This is a genomic window from Parasphingorhabdus flavimaris, from assembly GCF_013371215.1.
Lineage (GTDB): Bacteria > Pseudomonadota > Alphaproteobacteria > Sphingomonadales > Sphingomonadaceae > Parasphingorhabdus > Parasphingorhabdus flavimaris.
Window position 1 is genome coordinate 523,507 of record NZ_JABWMH010000003.1, and the last position, 24,699, is coordinate 548,205.

Here is a 24,699-nt window from a genome sequence, read left to right on the forward strand (position 1 = left end):
TCCGCCGTCACCCCAGCGAAGGCTGGGGCCCAAACCAATCTGGCCTCTAGGAAAGACCGGCCGGTTTGCACGCCAGCAGAGACCAGCAGAACAGGGGAACGGGAGAGGGCATGAACGCACAACGCATCGGTCTATGGGCAGGACTTGCCGGATTTGTCATCATGCTGCTGGTTCCGGCTCCGGAAGCCATGTCGACGCCCGCCTGGCATGTCGCCGCGCTGACCCTGCTGATGGCGACCTGGTGGATGACCCAGGCGATCCCGCTGACCGCCACCGCGTTGCTGCCGTTTCTGGCGCTGCCGACAATGGATGTCATGTCGGTCAACGAAACCGCCAGCCAATATTATTCGCCCATCCTTTTCCTCATCCTCGGCGGCGCTTTTCTGGCGCTGGCGATCGAACGGGTCGGCCTGCACAAGCGTCTGGCGCTGGCGATTATCGGCCTGTCGGGCAAGACCGCCTGGGGCATATTATTCGCCTTCATGATAGCCACCGCACTGCTCAGCATGCTGATTTCCAACACCTCCTCGACCCTGATCATGATCCCGATAGCGCTGGCGGTATTGGTCGCGGGCGGGGTCAAGGATGGCGAGACCGACGGTTTTGCCGGAGCCCTGATCATGGGCGTGGCCTTTGCCGCCTCGATCGGCGGGCTCGGCACATTGGTCGGCAGCCCGACCAATGCGATTGCCGCCGGCCTGATCAACAAGACTTTGGGCATGAATCTCAATTTTCTCAGCTGGCTGAAATTCGGCATCCCGATCGTGATTATCGGCATTCCTGTTCTCGCCGCTATCCTGATAGCCGTCCAAAAGGTCGGGCAGCACAGTTTTGATGGTGTAAAAGCAAAGCTGGCGATCGGCTCGCCGGGGCCGTGGAGCGTGCCGGAAAAACGCCTCGTCCCGGTCGTCGCGATTGTCGTGCTCGGCTGGCTGTTCTTGCCGCAGATCAAGACGCTCTTTCCCGACAGCGCGCTGCACGATGGCAGTATTGCGATTCTTGGCGGCCTGCTCCTGTTCTCCCTGCCCGATGGCACCGGGCGGCGGCTGCTCAACTGGAACGAAGCCGACAAGGCGCCATGGGGCGTGATCATGCTGTTCGGCGGCGGCCTCGCGCTGGCGGCCGGGATTATCGAATCCGGACTGGCGGATTGGCTCGGCGGCGCGCTTGAGCCGCTGCGGTCGGTGCCGGTGCTGGTCATCGCCATCGCGCTGGTCGCGCTGGTCATCCTGGTCACCGAATTTGCCTCCAATGTCGCCACCGCCAGCGGCATCATGCCGGTGGTCGCCAGCCTGATCCTTGCCACCGGGGTCGATCCGGTGTTGCTCGCCGTCCCCGCCGCGATGGCGGCAAGCTGGGGCTTCATGCTGCCCAGCGGGACCGGTCCCAATGCGATTGCCTGGTCGACCGGCCATATCGAACTGCCGAAAATGCTGAAATCGGGGCTGCTGCTCGACCTTGCCGGCATCCCGATCATAATCGGCTGCATCTGGATGGTTTCCATTGTAACCAGTTAGATTTTCGGGCAAGACTTCATGCAAATATATTGATGTGGAGAGACAGAATATGGCCAAGCAAGAAGATCCCAACGCAGCCGTCCCGGTCACGCGCCGCATGCCCAAGGCACCGATCGAGAAAATCGGCGGCCGCAAGCTGAAACCGGCGACCCTGATGATGGGGCACGGCTATGATCCGGAACTGTCCGAAGGCGCGCTCAAACCGCCGATTTTTCTCACCTCGACCTTTGCCTTTGAAAATGCCGCGGCCGGCAAGCGCTTCTTCGAGGGGATCACCGGCAAGCGTCCCGGCGGTTCGGACGGACTCGTCTATTCGCGCTTCAACGGCCCCAACCAGGAAATCCTGGAGGACCGGCTGAGCATCTGGGACGAGGCCGAGGATGCGCTGGTATTTTCCAGCGGCATGTCGGCCATTTCGACCGTGTTGCTGGCCAATGTCAACCAGGGCGATGTCGTTGTCCACAGCGGACCGCTCTATGCCGCGACCGAGACATTGATCAACAAGATCCTCGGTCGTTTCGGCGTAACCTTCCTAGATTTCCCGGCTGGCGCTGCTCCGTCCGAAGTTGCCGTGATGCTCGAGCAGGCCAAGCAGCAGGCCGCGGCCAATGGCGGCAAGGTCGCGATCATCTATCTCGAAAGCCCGGCCAACCCGACCAACGCTCTGGTCGATATCGAAGGCGTTGCCGACGCGCGCGAGCAGGTCTTCGGCGCCGACGGCGCGCCACCGATCGCCATCGACAACACCTTTCTCGGCCCGCTCTGGCAGCAGCCGCTCAAACATGGTGCGGATATCGTCATCTACAGCCTGACCAAATATGTCGGCGGCCACAGCGATCTGGTTGCCGGTGGCGTGCTCGGCAGCAAGGCCCATATGGACCCGATCCGCGCGATCCGGAACACCATTGGCACGATCTGCGATCCCAATACCGCATGGATGCTGATGCGCAGCCTCGAGACGCTGGAATTGCGGATGACCCGGGCCGGAGAAAATGCCGAAAAGGTCTGCGCCTTCCTGCGCGACCACCCCAAGGTCGAAGGCCTCGGCTATCTCGGTTTCATCGCGGACGCGCGCCAGCAGGATATTTACGACCGTCATTGCAGCGGCGCCGGATCAACCTTCTCGGTGTTCATCAAGGGCGGCGAAGCAGAGGCCTTCCGCTTCCTCGATACAATGAAGATCGCCAAGCTGGCGGTGAGTCTCGGCGGCACCGAAACGCTGGCCAGTCTGCCAGCCGCGATGACCCATATCTCGGTCCCCGACGAACGCCGCGCCGCGCTCGGCATCACCGACAATCTGGTGCGCATTTCGATCGGTGTCGAGGACCCGGACGATCTGATCGCCGATTTTGACCAGGCTCTGGCGGCGGTTTGATGGCAGACTGAAAGCTTCTCCAGATTAGCGCTTTCCGGTTCAGGCCGGAATGCTATATCACGGTCATGACAAAGCGACCCGTCTACCCTGTGATATTCACCGATCTGGATGGCACGCTGCTCGACCATCACAGCTATTCGGCCAAACCGGCCGATGCGCTGGCGGCAAGGCTTTCCAGACAGTCGCTCGCGGAAATCATTCCGGTCACCAGCAAGACCCACGCGGAACTGCTCTGCCTGCAGCAGGAAATTCCGCTTCCTTTCTCGCTATGCGTGACGGAAAACGGTTCGGTCATCCATGGTCCCGAAAGCTATTTTCCGGGCGAGGATGGTCGATCCGGCAGGATCACGCTGGGCATCGCCTATCCGGCAATAATGGATCAGATCGGCAAATTGCCCCGTTCGCTGCGCAGCCATTTCCGCGGTTTTGGAGATATGTCCGTCGACGAGGTTGTCGATGCCACCGGACTGGCCCCCGATGACGCGCGGCGCGCGAAAGACCGTCAGGCGACCGAGCCCTTTCTCTGGTCCGGTACGGACGGCGAACTGGAAACGCTCGTGGCGATCGTCGCCGAAGCCGGTCTGCGGATTCAGCGCGGCGGGCGATTCTACCATCTGACCGGCCGCGCGACCAAGGAACAGGCGATGGCACGGATCATCGAAAAGATCGCCGGTCACAAGCCCGATTGCAATCTCGTTTCGATCGCTCTCGGGGATGGGCCCAATGATCTGGCGATGATCGAGACGGCCGATTTCGGGGTGATCATGCCCAATCCGCAAGGCGTTACCATCATTTCGACCAGGCCCGCCGTCCGCACCGCTCCGGCGCCGGGACCAGCGGGCTGGGTGACCGCGGTGACAGAAATTCTGGCAGAATTGGGTTTAAACATTCCCGAAAGCTGATTAGGCTCGTCTCTCTGCAAGAACAGGGACATCTATGGCTGATTTTCATCAAAACGGTTCAATTTCCACGCTCCACAACCTGTCCGATCGCTCGGTAGAATCGCTGGAAGCCGATTTGATGGGCTTTCGCAAAGCCAACCCGATGGCGCTGGTTTTACCCAGCCTGTTTTCCGAACTGGAAGGCCCAGCGCTTGAAAATATCGTCGATGAACTTTGCAAGGTGCCCTATCTGGACGACATCATCATCGGACTGGACCGCGCCGACAAGGAACAGTTCGAATATGCAAAGCAATATTTTGCGCGCCTGCCGCAACGCCATCATATCCTGTGGAACAGCGGCCCGCGGCTGACCGCGCTTGATGGCGAGCTGAAAGAATGCGGCCTGTCACCAGCGGAACCGGGGAAGGGACGCAATGTCTGGTTCTGCTTCGGCTATTTCCTCTCCGCCACCAATGCCCAGGTGGTCGGGCTGCACGATTGCGACATATTGACCTATGACCGGGAATTGCTCGCGCGGCTGATGTATCCGGTGGCCAATCCGACATTTCCCTATGTTTTTTCCAAAGGCTATTATGCACGAACAACCGAGGAGAAATTCAACGGTCGCGTCGTCCGCCTGCTGATCGGCCCCTTGCTCGCCGCTCTCAAGAAAGTTTGCGAGCCCAACGACTATATCACCTATCTGAACAGCTTCCGCTACGCACTGGCCGGCGAATTTGCGATGGGCCGGCAGGTGGTCAAGAATATCCGCATCCCCTCCGACTGGGGTCTGGAAGTGGGGGTCCTGTCCGAAGTGTGGCGGAACCAGTCGACCCAGTCGATCTGCCAGGTCGAGATTGCCGACAATTACGACCACAAGCACCAGTCGGTTTCGCACGACAATCCCGAAGGCGGTCTGTCGAAGATGAGCATCGACATCACCAAATCGCTGTTCCGCAAGCTGGCAACCGATGGTCAGGTCTTTTCCTCCGGTACCTTCCGCACACTGAAAGCGACCTATTTCCGGATTGCACTCGACAGAATCGAGACCTTCTACAATGACGCAGTGATGAACGGCCTGACGCTCGACCGGCACGAGGAAGAAACGACGGTTGAACTGTTCGCGCAAAATATCATGACCGCTGGGGAAGTCTTTCTCGAATCACCGAACGAAACGCCCTTCATGGCCAACTGGAACCGGATCAACAGCGCCATTCCGGATTTCACCGACCGGTTCAAGGAAGCGGTCCGGCTCGACAACGAAGATTAGGCCAGGGAAGACTAGGCCGGGTCGGGCGCGACGTTGCTGAACCAGACGGTGCGATAGGGCGACAGGCTGAAATCACCCTCGATGTCGGTGATGATATGGCCGGAGATCAGATCCCACCAGCGGTCACCGGCGATCAGATTGATGTCCGCGAGCGACAGTGTCTTTTCGTCATTTGTCACATTGCTGATCGCGAAGATGCTCTGTGTCCGTTCGCGACTCTGGCGCCAGATGCCGAACAGCCCTTCGGGCAGCGCCAGCGTGAATTGCACCGCATTGGGGTGAAAGGCCGGTTGCTGCTTGCGGATCTCGACCAGTGAAAGAAACCGCGAGAAGACCTGCGCCTCGACGGTTTCCGGGTCGGCCAGTTTCGCGCTGATCATATCATAGTCCAGCTGGGACCGGTTGATCGACCGGTTGTGCCCGGTCAGGTTGACATCCTCATAGCTGTTCGGCGTCGCCAGCAGGCTGTGGATATAGATGGCCGGAATCCCCTCCAGCGCCAGCATGATCCCCATCGCCGCCATGAACCGGTCGATCTGATATTCGTCCGGTCCGTCCAGCGTGCCCTGCATCGCTTCAAAAAAGGAGATGTTCATCTCATAGGGCTTCTCGGTTCCGCCCGGACCGCGCCGCATCGACACGCGCCCGCCAAAGCCCTGGATAGTGGCCAGCATCTGGTCGACCTCGCCTTGCGGCAGCGCCCCCTCGGTCGGACGCAGGCCGATCCCGTCGTGGCTGGCGGTGAAATTGAGATAGGTGCAGCCGGTCAGCGCCGGCGGATTGCTCCGCGTCAGACGTTTCAGATAGAGTGCGTTGCCGGTCAGCAGCGCGTGGACCAGCAGCGGCGGCAGCGAGAAATTATAGATGACATGCGCTTCGTTCTGGTTGCCGAAATAGGTCAGATTCTCGTGATTGGGAATGTTGGTCTCGGTGATGATGATCAGCGTCTCCGCATGATGGTCCATCAGCGTCCGGAGGAGCCTGATGATCTCGTGGGTTTCGTCGAGATTGATCGAGGGCGTGCCGATTTTCTTCCACAGGAACGCAACCGCGTCGAGCCGGAAAATCCGCACGCCATGGTCGATATAGGCGGCGATGATCTTGACAAATTCGATCAGCAGCTCGGGATTGGTGAAATCGAAATCCAGCTGGTCGCGGCTGAATGTGCTCCAGACATGGCGGTCGCCGGACGCCGTGCGAAACGGCGTCAGCAGCGGATGTGCCCGCGGACGCACCACCTGCCCGAGGTCGGCGGCTGGATCGGCGGTATAATAATAATCCTTGCCCGGCGCTTCATCGGACAGAAATTGCTGGAACCAGACCGATTTGCTCGATCCGTGATTGATCACCAGATCGCCCATCAGCCGATAGTCGCCGGCAATGGCCTCGATATCGGACCAGTCGCCCAGCTCCTCGTCGACCGCGAGATAGTCGATCACCCCGAACCCGTCATCGCAGCTATAGGGAAAAAACGGCAGGATATGCACGGCACCGATCGTCTGGCCGATATGCTGCTTCAGGAAGCGATGCAGTGTCCGCAGCGGCCGCTCGTCATCCGAGCGGATCGTGCCGCCATAGGTGATCATCGCGACATCGCTCTCGTCCCACAAATGCTTGTCGGCGATTTCCGACCGCGGGATCATCTTGCTCTTGTCGGGCCAGAACAGTTCGACGATGCGCTTTGCCAGCGCCTCGCAATCATGATCGGGGTAGACCGCGCCCAGATGCGCCGTCAGCCGTTGCAGAAGATGGTCGATAGTGGCGCGGTCGTTCATGGCTGCTTCTGTCACTCCGAAAATCTTCTTGACCCCGGCGGAACAATCGGGCCCTTATTGTGCAGTGCATCAAACAACAAATCCCGATTCAATAAAAGCCTTTTTAGCGGATCTCTATTTGCAGGCGCTACAACCGGCGCTTCCGACCAACGCGATGCGCGCCGTCCAATGGCCACAGGTGCCCGGCCGGACCTACCTGCTGTCCATTGGCAAGGCGGCCAGCCAGATGGCTTCTGCTATCCTCGATCGTCTGCCGGAAAATGTCGACGGTTTGATCGTCACGCGTCAGGGCTATGTCGAGCCGAGCTTTGCGCCGGACAATCTGCAGATTGTCGAAGCCTCGCATCCGGTCCCGGATTCGGTCGGCGCGGAGGCGGCGCAACGCGCATTGCAGGCGGCGGACGCGCTTGGCGCAGATGATCTGCTGCTGGTGCTGATGTCGGGCGGCGCCAGCGCGCTGCTCCCCGCTCCGGCCGACGGGATATCGCTGGCCGAGAAACAGGCTGTCACCCGAGCTTTGCTGGGCAGCGGCGCGCCGATCAGCGAGATGAACATGGTCCGCAAACATCTCTCGGCGATCAAGGGAGGAAGGCTGGCGGCGAGAGCCTGGCCGGCGGCGACCCATATGATCGCCATTTCCGATATTCCCGGCGACGATATCGCGATGATCGGCTCGGGTCCTACGGCCGCGGACAGCTCGACCTGCGCCGATACGCTGGCGATTGCCGACAAATATGACATCATATTACCGCCAGCGATCCAGAGCCGGTTGCTCTCCGGCGCGCTGGAAACGCCGAAGGCCGACGATCCGAAGATGCAGCGGACGACCGCCACCCTATGCGCCCGGCCGGCGGATATGTGCGCGGCGGCGGTCGAAGCCGTTCGTGCCATGGGCTATGAAGCGATCATGCTGGGCGATGCGCTGGAGGGCGACGCGCTGGAACTCGGGCGCGACCATGCCGCACAGGCGCTGGCAATCAAGGCCAGTGGTCGCAAGGCGGCCCTGATATCCGGTGGCGAGGCGACGGTGACCTTGCGCAACCGCAATGGTCGCGGTGGCCGCTGCACCGCCTATCTGCTGGCCTGCGCCCTGGCATTGCAGGGTGAGCGCGATATCTGCGGCTTTGCTGCCGACAGCGACGGCATCGACGGTTCGGAAGACAATGCCGGTGGCTACTTGTGGCCCGGGATATTGGACCTGATGGGCGGGGCAGGGCAGGCGCGAGAACTGCTCGAACAGGACAATAGCTATCTGGCCTTTGAAAAGGCCGGCGCCCTGCTGATGACCGGGCCGTCGGGCACCAATGTGAACGACTTGAGAGTGATCCTCGTCGGCTGATTCAACAGCCGCCCTGCAACTGATCTGGCCTGAGTCAGGCCGTGGCCGCGATCGCCAATATCTCGATGGCATCTTCCCGCCCGGCAAAATCACCGAGGTCGCCGGGTTCCAGCCCGATCAGCGCGCGGCTGACCGGCGCGGAAAAGGACACCAGCGCGCTGGCCGGATCGGCTTCGTCATCGCCGACGATGGAAAGAGTCTTTTCCTTGCCGTCGAGCAGGAACGTGACCGTGGTGCCGAATTCGACCTTTTCGCCGCTCGGCACCGGCGGCAGTTCCGCGGTCGATTGCCTGGTGTTCCAGTAGCGCAGGTCGCGCTTGGCTATTTTCAGCGCCACCTCGTCGTCGGTCAGCGCAGCGACCTTTGCCTGCAATTCCGCCACACGGTCCTTGATCAGTTGCAATCCGCGCGGTGTGACCAGATTGGGCCCGACGGGAATCGGATGCTCGAACTTGGGTTCGAGATGCTCGTCATCACCTTCTCTGCGGAAAGCAACGCTCATCGCTCAGGCTTTGGCTGCTTTTGGTGTTACCCAGATCGAGACCGGCGCAACAAATTTGCCATGCGCCGGCGTGCCGACGTCGATGCGTTCGGCGGTGACCAGTTCACCGCTCTCGAGGCTGAAGGAGGCCCAGGGTTTGGGCATGCGGCCAAAGGTCATCTTCTGGATCGGCTGACCGGTGGCGCTGTTCATGATGGTTGCGATAATTGCCATGCCGCGCCGCTTGCGACGGAAGGGCCGGACTGTCAACTATATGGTGACGCCCTGCAGCCCGGCCATCAACTTTTCGGTATCGTATCGGCCCGAATATAGGGAAACATGTGCGGAATATAATCGGCCTTGCCGAGTTCTACCCCTTCGCGGCGCATTATCGCATAAGCGGTCATGAGGTGGAAATAGAACTGGCCGAGCGTCCAGTCCCGGGCATATTGCTCCGCGGTGAGGTCAAACACCATGCCGTTCGGCAGTTCGTGCGCGATCGCTTCGCCCGGATCTCTATCCAGCGTGTCGGGGCTCAGCTTCTCCAGCAGTGCCAAGGTTTCCTCAATCCTTGCCTTTGCATCCGCGAACGAACTGGGCTGTTCTCCCGCATTGCGCCCTTCATCGACAAGTTCTCCGAGCGCAGTGGGAAAAATCTCGCCTTGCAGACGGAACACCGCTTCCTGCGCTTGCACGCAGGCAAAGCGAATTTGGGTGGACAGGGGAAACATGTCGGGCGCGAGGCGCGCAGACAGCAGCGCATTCGCTTCCGCTTCTGGCAACTGATCCTGGGCCTTCTCGAGCCAGCCCGAGAGAGCCTTCAGCATTTGTGTATAGGTCGGTACGAGCAACTGCGTGAGTGACATGTGTGGTTTTCTCCGAAAGGGGCCCATGGCTGGCAATCCAGTCGATTTGGTTTATCGCCGCTTGCCTGTCCACCGGAATCAGGATGCTGGTTATGGCAGAATCAGTTTTTGGCCCCTCGCTCTGACAGATTTGGTCTCTGTCGGGTCAGCGCCAGTCGACGATTTTCCAGCCGCGCTGCTTCGCCAGATGGCGCAATTTGGGGGTCGGGGTTGTGGCTATCGCCTCGTCGGCCCATTCCAGCATCGCCTGATCGCTGACATGGTCGGAATAGGCGCGGACATGGGATTGGGAGCGCTGCCATCCCTGGCTGGCGAACAGCGCCTCGATCCGGCCGATCTTGGCGTCGTCATAGCAATTCTCGCCGATGATCTGCGGCAACACGCGTCCTTCGTTGTCGACCATTAGCTGGGTGCCGATCAGATGATCAAATCCCAGACGGCGGGCTATGGCTTCGGCGTAAAGTTCATAGGATGCGGTAACCAGCACCAGCTTGCGTCCGTCCGCGCGGTCCGCTTCCACCTGCTCGATCGCCTTTTTGTGATGGTTGGAGCGCAGGACCTTGTCCACGAAACGCTCGATATGCGGTTGCAATAGCGACAGTTCCGGACCGTTGCCGAGCAGCATCTGCTGGTTGAACGTCTTCAGTCGCCCGCGGCTGATCAGCTTGAGCCCATAGGCGATGAAACCGAACGGCAGGATCGGCAGAAACACCAGCCGCCACGGCGCTCTGGCAAAGACCATATGGAACAGGAACGGCGTATAGGTTCCGCGCACGGTGATCGTGCGGTCCATGTCGTAAAGTGATATTTTCTGCATGCTGTCCCGATATTGCCGTTCGCGCGCTCCTTAGCAGCCCGCCTGCCAAAGCACCAAATATTTGAACAGTTTAATCTCTTGAGCTTTGTCGCAATTTCCGTCACCTATAGGCGCGATGTCGATACCCAGCGATTTTGTCGAAGAGACAGCCGAGGATGGTGCGGTTACGCTGCATTTTTCCGGCGACCTCTCGATTGCCAGTATCGGCGACCTGCCGGAGCGGCTGAGAGACTTTGCTAGCCAGGCCAAAAGGCTCGATATTTCCGGTACCGGCTATGTCGACACGGTCGGGGCATGGCTGATCCACCGCACCGCGCGCGATATGGAAGCCGAGATTGTCGGTGCCGATGATGACGCGGAGCGGCTGATTGCCGCCGTCGCTGGTGCCGATCAGGCGACCGAAATCCGGCCCGACGCATTGAACCCGGTGGTCCGTGTACTCGGGGAAATCGGCGAATCGACCGCTTTGGCCTTTACGACATTGACCGGCCTCATCGGATTTTTCGGGGCGATCATGGTCGGTTTTTTCCGGCTGGTCCGCCATCCCGGCCAGATCAGGTGGAATGCGGTGATCCAGCGTTTCGACGTTGTCGGCGTCCGCGCTCTCGGCATTGTCGGCCTGATGAGCTTCCTGATCGGGCTGGTGATTGCCCAGCAGGGCGCTGTGCAATTGCGGCAATTCGGCGCGGAAGTGTTCACCGTCAATCTCGTCGGCCGGCTGACGCTGCGCGAACTGGGCGTGCTAATGACCGCGATCATGGTTGCGGGACGCTCCGGCTCGGCCTTTGCCGCACAGATCGGCACAATGAAACTGACCGAGGAAATCGACGCGATGCGCACCATCGGCGTGTCGCCGATCGAGGCCCTGGTGCTGCCGCGCTTCCTTGCTGCGGTGATCATGCTGCCCTTGCTCGGTTTTTACGCATCGGTCGTGGCGATCATCGGCGGCGGCCTGCTGAGCTGGGTTGAACTGGACATTCCACCGGCAACATTCTTTGCCCGCATCCGCGAGGTCGTGCCGCTGACCGACGTCTATGTCGGGCTGGTGAAGGCGCCGGTATTCGGTGCGATCATCGCGATCACCGGCTGCTATCAGGGCATGCAGGTCAAGGGCAATGCCGAGGATGTCGGCAAGCGGACAACCGCAGCGGTGGTCCAGGCCATTTTCCTGGTGATCGTGCTCGACGCCTTTTTCGCGGTCTTCTTCAGCTGGATCGGATGGAATTGATGAGCGCGTCGCAGACCATCGCCTATAATCCTGACTATGACGGTCCGATCATCAGCGTGCGCGGGCTGCGCAACAGCTTTGGCGAACAGGTGGTGCACGACAATCTCGATCTCGATGTCCGGCGCGGCGAGATCATCGGCGTCGTGGGCGGGTCCGGTACCGGCAAATCGGTGCTGATGCGTTCGATCATCGGATTGCAAATGCCCAATGAAGGCGAAGTCGAGGTTTTTGGCCAGCATATCCTCGGCAAGTCCGACGCCGAGACAATCGAGATCCGCAAGCGCTGGGGCGTCTTGTTCCAGGGCGGCGCGCTATTTTCCACGCTGACCGTGGCAGAAAATGTCATGGTGCCGATCCGCGAATTCTATCCCGATATGGATCGCGAGTTCCGGCGGGAAGTGGCCAAATATAAGGTCTGTCTTTCCGGATTGCCGCCCGATGCGGCGCCGAAATATCCCTCGCAATTGTCGGGTGGAATGCGCAAGCGGGCAGGCATCGCGCGGGCGCTCGCGCTCGATCCCGAGCTGCTGTTTCTCGATGAACCGACCGCAGGGCTCGACCCGATTGGCGCCGCCGCGTTCGACAATCTGACCAAGGAGTTGCAGCAGACGCTGGGGCTGACGGTGTTCCTGATCACCCATGATCTGGATACGCTCCACGCGATTTGCGACCGGGTCGCGGTACTCGCCGATCAGCAGGTGATTGCCGTCGGCACGATCGACGAATTGCTCGCGCTCGACCATCCGTGGATACAGGAATATTTCAACGGGCCGCGCGGCCGGATGGCCTCCAGCGGCAAAAAGATGCTAGGATGAGAATGGGCCACCGGTTTAGAGAATTGTTGCAGCTGACGGCACCGCCGGTCATAGAGGTGAAATAGATGGAAACGCGCTCGAACCATATCCTTGTCGGTGTTGTCACTTTGGCGATGCTGGCGCTCGTCGCTGCCTTTCTGGTCTGGATCGTCCGTTTTGGCGATGGCGCGACCAAGGAATATGATATTTTCTTTGCCCAGTCGGTTGGCGGGCTGGCCTCGGGAACCGGTGTGACATTTGCGGGTGTCCCTTCCGGCCAGGTGACCAAGGTCGAGCTGTGGAAGAAGGACCCGAATTTTGTCCGCGTCCGCATCGCGGTGAGCGAAGACACGCCGATCCTCGAAGGCACTACCGCCACGATCCAGAGCGTCAGCTTTACCGCGCCACCGAATATCCAGCTCGACGGCGCCAAAAAGGGCGCGCCGCCGATTACCGATCTCGGCCCCGAAGGGGTGCCGGTCATCCCGACCAAACCGGGAGCGCTAGGGGAATTGCTCAACAGCGCGCCGCTGGTGGTCGAGCGGCTGGCAACATTGACCGACCGGCTGACCCTGTTGCTGTCGGACGACAACCAGAAATCGATCAGCGGAATTCTGGCCAATACCGACAAGTTGACCGGCACGCTGGCAAGACAGGCGCCGGCCCTCGAGGCACTGATGGAAGAATCGCGGATCGCCATTCGCAACGCCGGCCAGACCGCCGAGAAGCTGGGGCTGGTCGCCGACAATACCAATGCTTTCCTGACCGACAACGGCGAGCCTGTGGCGAAAAATCTCGCTACCACGCTGGATTCCGCCTCCAAGAGCCTGCTCGCTCTCGAAGGCGTATTGAAAAATGCGCAGCCCGGTGCGGAGCGTTTCTCGAACAAGACTTTGCCGGAAATCGACCAGCTGGTCGAGGATATGCAGGCGCTGACCAAATCGATGACCAATGTGACCGAGCGGCTGGATCAGGGCGGGGCAGGGTCCCTCTTGTCGGCACCGACACTGCCGGATTACGAGCCAGGAAAATGAAGGGGCAGATATGATGAGCAAATTTTTGAAAGCCGTCGGTCTGCTGGCCGCAACCACCGCGCTGGGCGCCTGCGTGAGCTTTGGCGGCGCTGAACCGCCCCCGTCGCTATTGGCGCTGTCGCCCGACCAGAAGCTTTCGGCCGGGGCCGTGCGCAGCGGACCGCAGGCCGGTTCTCTGGTCGTTGCATTGCCCGCCGCGCCCCAGAAGCTGAATACGATCCGGGTGCCGGTACAAACCACCGGTACCGGCATCGCCTATCTCAAGGACGCCGTGTGGGTCGACAAGCCGGCGCGCCTGTTTCAGGACCTGCTCAGCGAAACCATCGCTGCCACGAACAACCGGCTGGTGCTCACGGCAACCGAAGCGGGCGGCAACGCGCAAACCTATATTACCGGTGAACTGGTCAATTTCGGCCTCGACGGCCCCAGCCTGACCGTCACCGTCACCTATGACGCGGTAAAGATGGTCACCGACAAGCCGGTCGAGAAAAAGCGCTTTCAGGCCAGTGAAAAGGTCTTTGCGGCCGAACCAAATCCGGTCGGAGAAGGTCTGAACCGGGCGGCCAACAAAGTGGCTGCGGAAGTCGCTGAATGGGTGGGCTAGCAGCCTAGCAGCGCCCTTTATGCCTCGCCGTAGCTGAAACCCTCGGGTTCCGGCCAGTCGATCGGGGTCGCCGCCATCACCCGGAACAGGCATCCCATCTCGTCGGCATGGGTTAGCCGCTGGTGCGCAGCCCGGATATTATCGGCCTGTTTCGGCGTCGCATTGATCAATGCCTCCGCGCGCTGGTCAATCCCGAGCGACTTGAGCCATTGCCCCTGTTCCGCAGGGCCGTGAACGGAAAGCAGACGGTTCCGGGCGATATTTGCCAGCGTATGAAAGTCGACATGGGCGGTGAGATCGGACGTGCCCGGACTGTCGAACGGGCTGATCGGCATATGGCCTTTCACCGCCTGCAAGGTGCTGCCGGTCCCCGGACGCGCATAGCCATAGTCGATGATCAGCAACGTGCCGCCCTGTTTGGCCAGCCGATTGGCAAGATGACCGGCCAGTTCGACGCTGACCGGGGAACGTTCCAATATCGTGCCGTCCGGAAAGCCGCTCATGCTGCCGCCAATCCGGTCTTCTGCAACTTCGGCACTCGCCACGGCGACAAATTTGCTCCGGTCGCGCGCGACCATCTGCCGTCGCCAGCCGCCGGATGTCGCGACAAATTGCTCGATCGGCAGCGCGTCGAAAAATTCATTGGCGACGACCAGCAGCGGACCGTCGTCGGGCAGGCTGCCTATATCGTCATGCCAGATTGCTTCAGGATGCAGCAGCGCCTGCTTGGCTTTCAATACCGGGCTGGTCTCGACGAAATGGATCGTCGGCGTGCAGCCGAACTTGGCGAGGGAACGCAGCGCATCCTGGGCCAGGGTTCCGCGACCGGGTCCCAGCTCGACATAATGGCAATGGTCCGGTGACCCTTTGCGCAGCCAAAGATCAGCCAGCCAGATGCCGACGATTTCTCCGAACATCTGGCTGATCTCGGGCGCGGTGACAAAATCGCCCTCTTCGCCGAGCGGGTCCTTGCTGGCATAATAATGTTCGTTGGCGATCGCCATATATTCGCCGAGCGGAATCGGACCTTCGCGGTCGATCCGGTCGGCAATTACATGGGCTGCGCTGGGTCGGTCCGCCTTGATGCCGTCAGGCAACGCTCTTGTCTCCGGCCACCGCTTCAACCCGTGCACGCCGCCGTTTTGCGGTCAGAACCAGCCAGGCGCCAAGCAATATCATCGGCACCGTCAGCCACTGGCCCATGCTGAAGCCCGACTGTTCGACCAGCCAGGTCAGCTGGACGTCGGGCTGGCGGAAGAATTCAACGGTGAACCGGCTGAAGCCATAGACCAGCAGGCCGGCCCCGAGCAATTTGCCGGGCTGGTAGCGGGCGTCGGTTTTCCAGAACATCAGCGACAGGATGATGAAATAGAGCAGGCCTTCCAGCCCCGCTTCGTAAAGCTGGCTTGGATGGCGGGCAACCTCGCCGCCCATCGGGAAGATGATCGCCCAGGCGACGTCGGTTTGCCGTCCCCAAAGCTCGCCATTGACGAAATTGGCGAGCCTTCCGAAGAACAGGCCGAAGGGAATGACGCAGGCGATATAGTCACACATCCGCAGGAAATCGAGCTTCTCGCGCCGCGCGCTCCACCACAGGGCAAGCACAACACCGATCGTGCCGCCGTGCAGCGACATGCCGCCGTTCCAGACCTGCAATATCTTGACCGGTTCGAGCAATATTTCGGGATTGTAGAAAAACACATAGCCCAGTCGTCCACCGACTATGATGCCGAGCGTTGCCCAGAAGATCAGGTCATCGGCATGGCGGCGGGCCATTGGTGAACCCGGCTGGGCGACCAGTTTGATCAGATACCAATAGCCGATCAATATTCCGGCCAGATAGGCCAGCGAATACCATTTGAGCTGAAAAAATCCGAGGTCGAGAGCATTGGGAGACAGGCCAAGTTCCTCAAACCGCGTAAACTGTGCCGCATTGGCCAATATAATATCAATCAACTCTTTTCCCCGCGTGGTTTCCTGTCCATATAAAGGGAAATCCCCTGAGACCAAGAGGGAACAATTGGAGACTTGAATAATGGCTGCTTCTGAACTGGATATGGTAATCGACAAGACGCTTGAAGTGCTCACGCAGCCCGGTCAGCTGCTCGAGCTCGACACGATCAATAAATATGGCGTCGATATGCCGATCTTCAAGAACGCGCCACAGAATGTTTCCGACTATCTCGCCTATTTCTGCCATCAGCACGCCGACAAGGAATTTCTGATCGATGGCGATATTCGCCTGACCTTCGGAGAGACTTACGCCGCTGCCCGTGTATTGGCTGGCGGACTGGTCGAAGGCTATGGTGTCCAGAAGGGCGACCGAATCGGAATTGCCGCGCGCAACTCCGCCAACTGGGTCATTCTCGACATGGCGATCACCATGGCCGGTGGCGTTTCGACTAAATTGAATGGCTGGTGGCAGGGCGACGAGCTGGCCGACGGAATTGAGGATGTCGGCTGCCGCTTCGTGTTCGCCGATCGTCAGCGGGGCAAGCGACTGGTGGAATCGAAACGCGATCATGGCGCCGAGTTGCTGATATTCGAACATGACAAGCAACCGCTTGAAGGGTTGAAAGTCATGCTGGAAAAAGGCGGCGGAGCCGAGACGCCGTTGCCGCAAATGGCGCCGGAAGACAATGCGACGATATTGTTTACCTCGGGCTCTACGGGCCGTTCCAAGGGCGCTTATGCCGAACATCGTTCGGTTGTGCAGGGGGCGATGAGCTTCGTTGGCACGGTGATGGTGCTGGTCCATATCATGGAAAAGCAGGGCACGATGCCGGAGGGGCAGCCCACGGCCATGGTTTGCGTGCCACTGTTCCACGTGACCGCTTCCGTGCCTCTGGTGCTGGTGAGCTATGCGATTGGTCGCAAACTGGTGTTTCTCAACAAATGGGATGCCGAAGAGGCGATGCGCCTGATCGAGAAAGAGCGGGTGACCTATTTTGTCGGCGTGCCGCTGATGAGCATGGAAATCTATTCGCATCCGAATTTTGACAAATATGATCTTAGCAGCTGCGTCACCATGGCCGCTGGTGGCGCACCGCGCCCGGCGGAACATGTCAAACGGATCAAGGAGAAGATGGGGGATGGCTATCCGGTGATCGGCTACGGCCTGACCGAAACCAACGGTGTCGGCTGTTCCAACCAGAATGAAAATTATCTCGCCAAGCCGGACAGCACCGGTCGCGCGACGCCGCCGATTGTCGAAGTCGCAATTCTCGATGATGACGGCAACAAGATGCCGCAGGGCGAGCGCGGCGAGGTCTGCATCCGTACGGCAGCGAATTTCACGGGCTATTGGAACAACGAAGAAGCGACCAGAGACGCCTTTACCGATGACGGCTTTTTCCGCACCGGTGACATCGGCTATCTCGACCCCGAAGGCTATCTTTTCATCGTCGACCGCAAGAAGGAAATCATCATCCGCGGTGGCGAGAATATCAGCTGTCAGGAAGTCGAAGCCGCAGTTTATGCCAATCCGGCGGTCGCAGAAGCCTGTATCTTCGGCGTGCATGATGAACGGTTCGGAGAGGTTCCTGCACTGGTCTATCATACCAAGGACGGTCACAGCCTGACCGACGAGCAATTGCTGGAATCGCTCAAGAGCCAGCTCGCGCCCTATAAAATGCCGGTCCATGTCTGGCAATATGACGAGCCGTTGCCCAAACTCGGCACTGCCAAAATCGCCAAGATCGTCCTGGCGAAAAAGCATCGTGACGAACTGGCCGCTACCGGATGAATGTTCGCGCCAATATTCCCGCTGCCCCCGACGATCCGGGCAAGCGGATCGTGCGACAGCGGGACATTATCAATCGTCGGGCGCTTGCTGAAGAAATAGAAGAGCTTATCGCCGAGCATGGCATGCCCGATGCCCGGTCGAAAATCCTCCCGCTGCTGCAGAATGCGCTGTCGGACGGCCGGGCGGAGATCAGCAGGCGGTTGCTGAAAAGACCCTCGGCTGGTCATGAAATGGCAGCCGCTCAGTCATTCCTGGTCGATCAGCTGGTCCGGTTGATCCACGATATTGCCGTCCAGCACCAATATCCGGTCGGCAACCCCTCGTCGGGCGAGCGAATCGCGGTAATGGCGGTCGGCGGCTATGGCCGGGGCGAAATGGCACCGCATAGCGATGTCGATATCGCGTTCCTGACACCGCACAAGGCCACCAGCTGGACCGAGCAGGTTGTCGAGGCGATGCTCTACTGGCTCTGGGATCTCGGACTGAAGGTGGGCCAGAGCAGCCGCTCGATCGACGAGATGGTGCGGATGGCCAAGAGCGACCTTTCGATTCGCACCGCACTGCTTGAAGGCCGTTATATCTGGGGCGATACCGGTGTCTATGAAGAGGCGAAACATCGCTTCTTCCAGGACGTCGTTGCCGGAACCGACAGTACTTTCGTTGCGGAAAAGCTGGCCGAGCGCGATTTGCGGCACAAGAAAATGGGCGACAGCCGCTATGTCGTCGAACCCAATGTCAAGGAAGGCAAGGGGGGGATGCGTGATCTGCAAACCCTCTACTGGATCGGCAAATATATTCACCAGGTGGCGTCGGCCGAGGATCTTGTCGAGGTCGGCCTGCTGACCGCCGATGAATTCAAGCGTTTCCGCAAGGCCGCCAATTTCCTGTGGGCGGTTCGCTGCCACATGCACGACATGACCGGTCGCGCAGAGGACCGGCTCACCTTTGACCTGCAACCCGAGGTGGCCCGGCGAATGCATTTTGCCGACCGGCCCGGCAAATCCTCGGTCGAGCGGTTCATGCAATATTATTTTCTCAACGCGAAAGTGGTCGGCAACCTGACCGGCGTGTTCCTCGCCCATCTCGACGAAACGCATAATGCGGGGGTCCGACGCTTCCTGCCGTCGCTGACCCGCAAGCCGAAGAAGCTCAAGGGCTTCGTCCTCGATCGTGGCCGTCTCGCTCTGCCGGACGAAAGTTTTTTCGAAGAGGATCCGGTCCGGCTGGTCGAGATATTCTGGCTGGCCGACAAGCACGGACTTGAAATTCACCCGCTGGCGATGCGGGCGGCGCGGCGCGATGCCAAGCTGATCGACAACAAGGTCCGCACGGATGCGCGGGCCAACAAGCTGTTCCTCGACGTGCTCTGCTCGCCGCGCGACCCCGAGCTGGTGCTGCGCTGGATGAACGAAGCGGCGATTTTTGGCCGGTTCATTCCCGATTTCGGCCGTGTCGTGGCGCAGATGCAGTTCGATATGTACCATCACTATACGGTCGACGAGCACACTATCCGTGCCATCGGGCTGCTCGCCAGGATTGGGCGAGGAGATCTCGCAGCCGATCATCCGAACAGCACCGCGACGATGGAAAAATTGCAGAACCGGCGAGTGATATTTGTCGCCACCCTGTTGCACGATATTGCCAAGGGCCGCGGCGGCGACCACAGCATATTGGGCGCGGAAGTCGCGATGAAACTCTGCCCGCGACTGGGGCTGAAGCCGCACGAAACCGAACTTGTGGCATGGCTGGTCCGCAACCATCTGCTGATGTCTGCGGTTGCTTTCAAGCGAGACCTGTCCGATTTCAAGACCATTCAGGATTTTGCCAGCCAGGTGAAAAGCGTCGAACGGCTCCGCCAGCTTCTGGTCCTTACGGTGGTCGATATTCGCGCGGTTGGACCCGGCGTCTGGAACAGCTGGAAACGGCAGTTGCTGACCGATCTGTTCGAGGCAGCGCAGGAAATGCTGCTGCTCGGCCACAAGCAGCGCGGACGCAAGCAGCGGATCGACGAGAAGAAGGCGGTTCTGGCGGAAACGCTTAACCTGCCGGAAGCGGAATTCAGGAAGCTCGCCAAGCGGTTTACCGATCCTTACTGGATCGCCGAGCCCGACGACATCATCGCCCAGAATGCGCAGCTCGTGCTCGATGCAGGAGAAACCAACCTTGCAATTTTTGGCGATGTCTATGCGGAGCGCGGGGCGACGTTGATCACCGTCTACGCAGCCGATCATCCGGGCCTGTTCTACCGGATCGCCGGCGGCATCCATGTCTCGGGTGGCAATATCATCGACGCGCGTATCCACACCACCCGCGACGGCATGGCACTGGACAATTTTCTCGTTCAGGACCCGCATGGCAAGCCGTTTTCCGAAGACGGGCAAGTGGACCGGCTCAAGCAGGCGGTTGAAGACGCTCTGGCCAACCGGTCCAAGCTGTCGACCAAACTGGAGGCGAGACCGCTCGCCCATTCACGGGCCGGTGCCTTTGCCATCACGCCTTTCGCGCTGGTCGACAATGACGCATCCAACCGGTTTACCGTGATCGAAGTCAATGCGCAGGATCGTCCGGCCTTGCTCAACGAACTCGCCTATGCATTGTTTGAATCGAAAGTGACGGTGCACAGCGCCCATATCGCCACTTATGGCGAGCGCGCGGTGGACACATTCTACATCACCGATCTTCTGGGTTCCAAGATCACCAGCAAGCAGCGGTTGAACGGGCTTCAGAAACGCCTGACCAAGGCCGCAGCGGCAAATCCCGACAAGGTGGCTGCCTAGCCGAGCTTGTCCTTCAGCGCCGCCAAAGCGCCAAAAGGACCGGCTTCTGCTTCGGATTTCAGGCCTCTTTTTCTGGCCACCTCATCCGCGTCCGGGCCGCGCGGATAGGGGTCGAGCGACAGATAGAGGGTTTGGGCAATCGCCTCGCCAAGATCGATCTGGGCCTGTTCATATTCGACGATGTCGCATTCATCCTCGGTCAGCTCGATTTCTTCTTCCAGATCGCCTGGGTCCGGCTTCGGAACGAACAGAATATCAAACTCGTCACGAATCTTGACCGGGATGGCTTCGCCGGTAATCGCGCAGCTCTGGTGCAGATCGGATGCCAGCGATCCGGTGAACGCAATGCCCCTTTCCCCGGCGATCAGCTTGTAGGTTGCTGTCATCGAGGAAATTTTCGGAATATCGAACCGCAAGGCCAGTGCGTTTCTCTCTTCTGCGTCAGCGGCAAGCTTGCCGGTCTGCGGCTTCGATCCGATTTCGGACAGTCTGACGATATGGGAAAATTCGGGCGTATCGATCATTTTGCTGATCCGCTGTCGGGGAGTTTGCCGGCGATGATCTCGCTGCTATCCAGGCCTTGCAGCGCGGCGTGATAGGCAGCCAGTTGCCGGGCAACATAGGCGAGCGCCGCATCATCGGGCTTCTCGCCGCGGAAAATGTTGCGCAATATGGCGTCTTCGAGGTTCGCGCCATTTTCCAGCGCTTCGCGATAGGCACCGACCCGGCCACCCAGCGCGCCCATCATCCGTCCGACATGCTTGCCGACGACCATCTCGCCGATACCGATCTGGCGCAATTGGCCGTCCATGTCGGAGATGAATATTTCGGTCAGCCACGCAATGTCCTGGCCCCGGTCCTCCTCTTTCTCGAGCCGGATCATGACCAGAGCGAATATCGCGGCAATCATGTCGAACCGGCCGTCGATACTGTCCGGAACCTGACCTTCCTCATACCAGGCGATCTGCCGTCCTTCCTGCACGATCGATTCGTACAATGGCCGCATCCCGGCATTGGGTTTGTCTTTGGAAAATATCTTGCTGAAAAATGACATTGCTGGTTCCGCTGGTTGGATCGCAAGTTTATGGACGATCGGGTCGTTTGTTAAGTCTGGATACAGGGCATATTGATATTTATGGCGCGAGATGCAATGGGCGATGACAAGTCAGGCACCGGTACGGTGTCGGCTGTACAGTGGAGAATCAGTTCGATGGTCGGCAATATCAAAAAACACAGCTTGTGGCTTGGGCTCATGGCTGGCGCCATGACGATGGCGGGATGCACCCAGGTGCGCGGTCATCAGGGATATATTGCCGATGAAGTGTTGATGTCCGCCATTCAGGCCGGCGTCGACAACCGTCAGTCGGTGGAAGCCTCGCTCGGTCGGCCGACCTTCACCGGCCAGTTTGACGATGATACATGGTATTATCTGTCCCGCGATACCCGCCAATATGGCTTCAGCACCCCGCGTCCGCGCGAGCAACAGGTTATGCGGGTGAAATTTGATGCCGCAGGAAATGTGTCGGCGGTTGACCGCACCGGTCTGGAACTGGTTGCCAGCATCAGCCCGGATGGCGACAAGACACCGACGCTGGGCCGCGACCGCTCCTTCTTCGAAGAATTGTTCGGCAATATCGGCGCGGTTGGCGCTCCCGGCGCTCAGGGCGGCAGCAACGACCCGACCCGGCCCTAGAAAATGACCGAAACAGGGCGCCCTTTCCGGGCACCCTGTTCATTTCCTGTTTTTGAGTCCTATTTGGCGATCCCGCTGGCGGCCAATACTGCCAGTGTCACCAGTTCCGATGCCGTCGACGCCATTGTCGCGATCTGCACGGATTTTTCCAGTCCGACCAGCATTGGTCCGATAACCGAATCGCCGCCCAGTTCGCGGAGCAGTTTTGCCGACAGATTGGCCGACTGAAGGCCGGGCATGACCAGAATATTGGCTGGCTGTGACAGGCGGCTGAACGGATAGTTGGCCATTAGCTTGGGGTTGAGCGCAACATCTGGTGCCATTTCCCCTTCATATTCGAAATTGACCCGCCGTTGATCGAGCAACGCCACGGCTTCCCGCAGATTGTCGAGCCAGCGTCCTTCGGGGTTGCCAAAGGTCGAATAGCTGAGAAACGCAACACGCGGTTCGTGACCCATTTGCCGGGCAACCGCTGCCGTCTGTTCGGCGATATCTGCAAGTTCATGCGCGGTTGGCCGTTCGTTGACCGTGGTGTCGGCCATGAAGACGGTATGATGCTGGCCGACCATGACGTGAATGCCAAAGGCGGTGCGGCCTTTTTCGACATCGATCACCTTGGCGACATCGCGGAACGATTGCGAATAGGGACGGGTCACCCCGGTGATCATCGCGTCGCCCTGATCCATCGAGAGCAAGGCGGAGCCGAAGATATTCCGGTCCTGATTGACCATGCGCTTGATATCGCGCTCCATATAGCCGCGGCGGTGAAGCCGTTGGTACAACATGTTCACCATGTCGGGGACCAGCGGACTGTTGCGGCTATTGTGTATTTCGAACCGGTCGGGATCGCGGACCCCCAGTTCCTTGAGCTTTTCGCGGACGCGGTCATCGCGCCCGACCAGAACCGGCGTGCCGTAGCCACCGTCCTGGAACTGGATCGCCGCGCGCAGCACGACATCTTCCTCGGCTTCGGCGAAAATAACCCGCTTCGGGGCGACACGGCAGGCCTGATAGACCTGGGTCAGGACCGATGTTGTCGGATTGAGGCGCGCCTTCAGGCTCTGACGATAGGCGTCGAGATCCTCGATCGGTTTCTGGGCAACGCCGCTATCCATGGCCGCTTTGGCCACCGCGGCGGAAACCACGTCCATCAGGCGCGGGTCAAAAGGAGCCGGGATGATATAGTCGACGCCAAAGCTCGGTGCCAGTCCGCCATAAGCGACGGCGACCTCTTCGGGGACCTGTTCGCGGGCCAGTTCGGCAATCGCGTGGGCGGCGGCAACTTTCATTTCTTCGTTGATGCGGGTCGCCCGGACATCGAGGGCGCCGCGGAAGATGAAAGGAAAGCCGAGTACATTGTTGACCTGATTGGGATAATCGGAGCGGCCGGTCGCGATAATCGCATCGGGGCGCGCGGCCTTGGCATCGGGAGGAGAAATTTCCGGATCGGGATTGGCCATCGCAAAGATGATTGGCTTGGCCGCCATGTCCTTGACCATTTCCGGTTTCAGGGCGCCGGCAGCAGACAGGCCGAGGAAGACATCGGCGCCCGAAAGCGCGTCCGTCAGCGTGCGCGCATCGGTGTCGATGGCATGGGCAGATTTCCACTGGTCGACATCGTCGCGGCCACGATAGATAACGCCGGTCCGGTCACACATGGTCAGATTGTCATGCGGAACCCCAAGGCTCTTGATCAGCGAGGCACAGGCAATGGCAGCGGCGCCGGCGCCGTTGACGACAACCTTGATATCCTCGATCTTGCGGTCGGTCAGCAGGCATGCGTTGATGATCCCGGCAGCGGCGATGATCGCCGTGCCATGCTGGTCATCGTGAAAAACAGGGATATTCATCCGGTCGCGCAGGGTCTGCTCGATGATGAAACAGTCGGGCGCGGCAATATCTTCCAGATTGATGCCGCCGAAGCTGGGCTCCATGATCTGGACCGCATTGATGAAGGTTTCCGCGTCCTCGGTATCGAGTTCCAGATCGATGGCATCGACATCGGCGAAGCGTTTGAACAATACCGCCTTGCCTTCCATCACCGGTTTCGACGCAAGCGCGCCGAGATTGCCCAGGCCAAGGATCGCGGTGCCGTTTGAAATGACGGCAACCAGATTGCCCTTGGCCGTATAATCATAGGCGGTTGACGGATCTTCGGCGATGGCGCGGACGGGGACTGCGACGCCGGGCGAATAGGCCAGGCTCAGGTCGCGTTGGGTGGCCATCGGTTTCGACGCTATGATTTCGATTTTTCCGGGACGGCCGTGGGAGTGAAACAATAATGCTTCGCGTTCGGAGAATTCTAGATCGTTATCGTTCTTGTCGGCCAAATTATATCTCCGTTCATAGATAGTCGGCCCGCGTGTGCCGATTTGATGTTCACGTCCCGGTTCACCGCCTACTCGTTTTGTCGCTGAGCCGCAATATTAAGTAAATTTCAAAAGGATCTAAGCGCCACTCTTTTATGTATCGCTACACTCGGCTATCGCGATGCCATGACAGT

General features: G+C 59.7%; 22 protein-coding genes. 12 read left to right on the forward strand and 10 right to left on the reverse strand.

Annotated elements, in window-relative coordinates:
• Window positions 1–110 precede the first annotated feature (110 nt).
• From HUO14_RS11420 to HUO14_RS11435, 4 genes are all read left to right on the forward strand, one after another.
• A complete protein-coding gene (locus tag HUO14_RS11420) occupies window positions 111–1,517 on the forward strand; it encodes an SLC13 family permease (RefSeq protein WP_176279952.1) in 1,407 nt (468 codons plus the stop codon).
• Between the two features lie 49 nt (window positions 1,518–1,566).
• Window positions 1,567–2,892, forward strand: a complete 1,326-nt coding sequence (locus tag HUO14_RS11425) for a cystathionine gamma-synthase family protein (protein WP_176279953.1) — start codon at window positions 1,567–1,569, stop codon at window positions 2,890–2,892.
• 65 nt (window positions 2,893–2,957) lie between these two features.
• Window positions 2,958–3,794: an HAD-IIB family hydrolase gene (locus HUO14_RS11430; protein WP_176279954.1), complete on the forward strand. Its 837-nt coding sequence runs from the start codon at window positions 2,958–2,960 to the stop codon at window positions 3,792–3,794.
• 34 nt (window positions 3,795–3,828) lie between these two features.
• On the forward strand, window positions 3,829–5,043 hold the full coding sequence (locus HUO14_RS11435) for a glycosyltransferase family protein (RefSeq protein WP_176279955.1): 1,215 nt from the start codon (window positions 3,829–3,831) through the stop codon (window positions 5,041–5,043).
• Between the two features lie 11 nt (window positions 5,044–5,054).
• Here the strand turns inward: HUO14_RS11435 and HUO14_RS11440 are convergent, their stop codons facing one another.
• On the reverse strand, window positions 5,055–6,833 hold the full coding sequence (locus HUO14_RS11440; RefSeq protein WP_217907996.1) for a sugar phosphorylase: 1,779 nt from the start codon (window positions 6,831–6,833) through the stop codon (window positions 5,055–5,057).
• 103 nt (window positions 6,834–6,936) lie between these two features.
• Between HUO14_RS11440 and HUO14_RS11445 the strand changes: the two genes are divergently transcribed.
• The gene (locus HUO14_RS11445) at window positions 6,937–8,157 is read left to right on the forward strand and encodes a glycerate kinase type-2 family protein (RefSeq protein ID WP_217907997.1); all 1,221 of its coding nucleotides are present in this window, start codon (window positions 6,937–6,939) and stop codon (window positions 8,155–8,157) included.
• A gap of 34 nt (window positions 8,158–8,191) precedes the next feature.
• Here the strand turns inward: HUO14_RS11445 and HUO14_RS11450 are convergent, their stop codons facing one another.
• From HUO14_RS11450 to HUO14_RS11465, 4 genes are all read right to left on the reverse strand, one after another.
• A complete protein-coding gene (locus tag HUO14_RS11450) occupies window positions 8,192–8,659 on the reverse strand; it encodes a GreA/GreB family elongation factor (RefSeq protein ID WP_176279957.1) in 468 nt (155 codons plus the stop codon).
• A 3-nt stretch (window positions 8,660–8,662) separates the two neighbouring features.
• Window positions 8,663–8,872 carry a hypothetical protein gene (locus HUO14_RS11455; RefSeq protein ID WP_176279958.1) on the reverse strand — a complete coding sequence of 70 codons (210 nt, stop codon included), beginning with the start codon at window positions 8,870–8,872 and terminating at the stop codon, window positions 8,663–8,665.
• Between the two features lie 65 nt (window positions 8,873–8,937).
• Entirely contained in the window at window positions 8,938–9,504 is a 567-nt protein-coding gene (locus HUO14_RS11460) for a DUF1993 domain-containing protein (RefSeq protein WP_176279959.1), read from the reverse strand.
• A 145-nt stretch (window positions 9,505–9,649) separates the two neighbouring features.
• Window positions 9,650–10,321: an HAD family hydrolase gene (locus HUO14_RS11465; RefSeq protein WP_246255514.1), complete on the reverse strand. Its 672-nt coding sequence runs from the start codon at window positions 10,319–10,321 to the stop codon at window positions 9,650–9,652.
• Window positions 10,322–10,436: 115 nt separating this feature from the next.
• Between HUO14_RS11465 and HUO14_RS11470 the strand changes: the two genes are divergently transcribed.
• The 4 genes from HUO14_RS11470 (at window position 10,437) to HUO14_RS11485 (ending at window position 13,981) form a co-directional block, all read left to right on the forward strand.
• Window positions 10,437–11,549: an ABC transporter permease gene (locus tag HUO14_RS11470; protein ID WP_176279960.1), complete on the forward strand. Its 1,113-nt coding sequence runs from the start codon at window positions 10,437–10,439 to the stop codon at window positions 11,547–11,549.
• On the forward strand, window positions 11,549–12,364 hold the full coding sequence (locus HUO14_RS11475; protein ID WP_246255517.1) for an ABC transporter ATP-binding protein: 816 nt from the start codon (window positions 11,549–11,551) through the stop codon (window positions 12,362–12,364). The genes HUO14_RS11470 and HUO14_RS11475 overlap by 1 nt, the downstream gene beginning before the upstream one ends.
• Before the next feature lie 65 nt (window positions 12,365–12,429).
• Window positions 12,430–13,377: an MlaD family protein gene (locus HUO14_RS11480; RefSeq protein ID WP_176279962.1), complete on the forward strand. Its 948-nt coding sequence runs from the start codon at window positions 12,430–12,432 to the stop codon at window positions 13,375–13,377.
• A 10-nt stretch (window positions 13,378–13,387) separates the two neighbouring features.
• Window positions 13,388–13,981, forward strand: coding sequence for an ABC-type transport auxiliary lipoprotein family protein (locus HUO14_RS11485; RefSeq protein ID WP_176279963.1), 594 nt, complete (start codon window positions 13,388–13,390; stop codon window positions 13,979–13,981).
• Between the two features lie 17 nt (window positions 13,982–13,998).
• On the opposite strand, the gene HUO14_RS11490 is transcribed toward HUO14_RS11485, so the two are convergent.
• Together HUO14_RS11490 and lgt are read right to left on the reverse strand one after the other, a co-directional pair.
• Window positions 13,999–15,078 carry a class I SAM-dependent methyltransferase gene (locus tag HUO14_RS11490; RefSeq protein WP_246255522.1) on the reverse strand — a complete coding sequence of 360 codons (1,080 nt, stop codon included), beginning with the start codon at window positions 15,076–15,078 and terminating at the stop codon, window positions 13,999–14,001.
• Window positions 15,071–15,937, reverse strand: a complete 867-nt coding sequence (gene lgt / locus HUO14_RS11495) for a prolipoprotein diacylglyceryl transferase (protein ID WP_176279964.1) — start codon at window positions 15,935–15,937, stop codon at window positions 15,071–15,073. Before lgt ends, HUO14_RS11490 begins: the two co-directional genes overlap by 8 nt.
• A gap of 79 nt (window positions 15,938–16,016) precedes the next feature.
• Here lgt and HUO14_RS11500 point away from each other — a divergent pair, with 79 nt between their 5' ends.
• Together HUO14_RS11500 and HUO14_RS11505 are read left to right on the forward strand one after the other, a co-directional pair.
• The gene (locus HUO14_RS11500; protein WP_176279965.1) at window positions 16,017–17,726 is read left to right on the forward strand and encodes a class I adenylate-forming enzyme family protein; all 1,710 of its coding nucleotides are present in this window, start codon (window positions 16,017–16,019) and stop codon (window positions 17,724–17,726) included.
• Window positions 17,723–20,503, forward strand: a complete 2,781-nt coding sequence (locus HUO14_RS11505; protein ID WP_176279966.1) for a [protein-PII] uridylyltransferase — start codon at window positions 17,723–17,725, stop codon at window positions 20,501–20,503. Before HUO14_RS11500 ends, HUO14_RS11505 begins: the two co-directional genes overlap by 4 nt.
• Here the strand turns inward: HUO14_RS11505 and HUO14_RS11510 are convergent.
• The gene (locus tag HUO14_RS11510) at window positions 20,500–21,027 is read right to left on the reverse strand and encodes a YceD family protein (protein WP_176279967.1); all 528 of its coding nucleotides are present in this window, start codon (window positions 21,025–21,027) and stop codon (window positions 20,500–20,502) included. The two genes, HUO14_RS11505 and HUO14_RS11510, sit on opposite strands and share 4 nt — an antisense overlap.
• The gene (locus HUO14_RS11515; RefSeq protein ID WP_176279968.1) at window positions 21,024–21,557 is read right to left on the reverse strand and encodes a ubiquinol-cytochrome C chaperone family protein; all 534 of its coding nucleotides are present in this window, start codon (window positions 21,555–21,557) and stop codon (window positions 21,024–21,026) included. Before HUO14_RS11515 ends, HUO14_RS11510 begins: the two co-directional genes overlap by 4 nt.
• A 156-nt stretch (window positions 21,558–21,713) precedes the next feature.
• Here HUO14_RS11515 and HUO14_RS11520 point away from each other — a divergent pair, with 156 nt between their 5' ends.
• Complete coding sequence (locus tag HUO14_RS11520; protein ID WP_176280202.1) at window positions 21,714–22,196, forward strand: outer membrane protein assembly factor BamE; 483 nt, start codon at window positions 21,714–21,716, stop codon at window positions 22,194–22,196.
• A gap of 59 nt (window positions 22,197–22,255) precedes the next feature.
• Here HUO14_RS11520 and HUO14_RS11525 read toward each other — a convergent pair whose 3' ends face one another.
• Complete coding sequence (locus HUO14_RS11525; protein WP_176279969.1) at window positions 22,256–24,526, reverse strand: NADP-dependent malic enzyme; 2,271 nt, start codon at window positions 24,524–24,526, stop codon at window positions 22,256–22,258.
• Between the last annotated feature and the right edge of the window lie 173 nt (window positions 24,527–24,699).

Excerpts from the sequence above, each read along its gene's own strand:
- HUO14_RS11420 (WP_176279952.1), top strand. The coding sequence starts at position 111 with ATGAACGCACAACGCATCGGTCTATGGGCAGGACTTGCCGGATTTGTC.
- HUO14_RS11425 (WP_176279953.1), top strand. The coding sequence starts at position 1,567 with ATGGCCAAGCAAGAAGATCCCAACGCAGCCGTCCCGGTCACGCGCCGC.
- HUO14_RS11430 (WP_176279954.1), top strand. The coding sequence starts at position 2,958 with ATGACAAAGCGACCCGTCTACCCTGTGATATTCACCGATCTGGATGGC.
- HUO14_RS11435 (WP_176279955.1), top strand. The coding sequence starts at position 3,829 with ATGGCTGATTTTCATCAAAACGGTTCAATTTCCACGCTCCACAACCTG.
- HUO14_RS11450 (WP_176279957.1), bottom strand. The coding sequence starts at position 8,659 with ATGAGCGTTGCTTTCCGCAGAGAAGGTGATGACGAGCATCTCGAACCC.
- HUO14_RS11455 (WP_176279958.1), bottom strand. The coding sequence starts at position 8,872 with ATGGCAATTATCGCAACCATCATGAACAGCGCCACCGGTCAGCCGATC.
- HUO14_RS11460 (WP_176279959.1), bottom strand. The coding sequence starts at position 9,504 with ATGTCACTCACGCAGTTGCTCGTACCGACCTATACACAAATGCTGAAG.
- HUO14_RS11465 (WP_246255514.1), bottom strand. The coding sequence starts at position 10,321 with ATGCAGAAAATATCACTTTACGACATGGACCGCACGATCACCGTGCGC.
- HUO14_RS11470 (WP_176279960.1), top strand. The coding sequence starts at position 10,437 with ATGTCGATACCCAGCGATTTTGTCGAAGAGACAGCCGAGGATGGTGCG.
- HUO14_RS11475 (WP_246255517.1), top strand. The coding sequence starts at position 11,549 with ATGAGCGCGTCGCAGACCATCGCCTATAATCCTGACTATGACGGTCCG.
- HUO14_RS11480 (WP_176279962.1), top strand. The coding sequence starts at position 12,430 with ATGGAAACGCGCTCGAACCATATCCTTGTCGGTGTTGTCACTTTGGCG.
- HUO14_RS11485 (WP_176279963.1), top strand. The coding sequence starts at position 13,388 with ATGATGAGCAAATTTTTGAAAGCCGTCGGTCTGCTGGCCGCAACCACC.
- HUO14_RS11500 (WP_176279965.1), top strand. The coding sequence starts at position 16,017 with ATGGCTGCTTCTGAACTGGATATGGTAATCGACAAGACGCTTGAAGTG.
- HUO14_RS11505 (WP_176279966.1), top strand. The coding sequence starts at position 17,723 with ATGAATGTTCGCGCCAATATTCCCGCTGCCCCCGACGATCCGGGCAAG.
- HUO14_RS11510 (WP_176279967.1), bottom strand. The coding sequence starts at position 21,027 with ATGATCGATACGCCCGAATTTTCCCATATCGTCAGACTGTCCGAAATC.
- HUO14_RS11515 (WP_176279968.1), bottom strand. The coding sequence starts at position 21,557 with ATGTCATTTTTCAGCAAGATATTTTCCAAAGACAAACCCAATGCCGGG.
- HUO14_RS11520 (WP_176280202.1), top strand. The coding sequence starts at position 21,714 with ATGGTCGGCAATATCAAAAAACACAGCTTGTGGCTTGGGCTCATGGCT.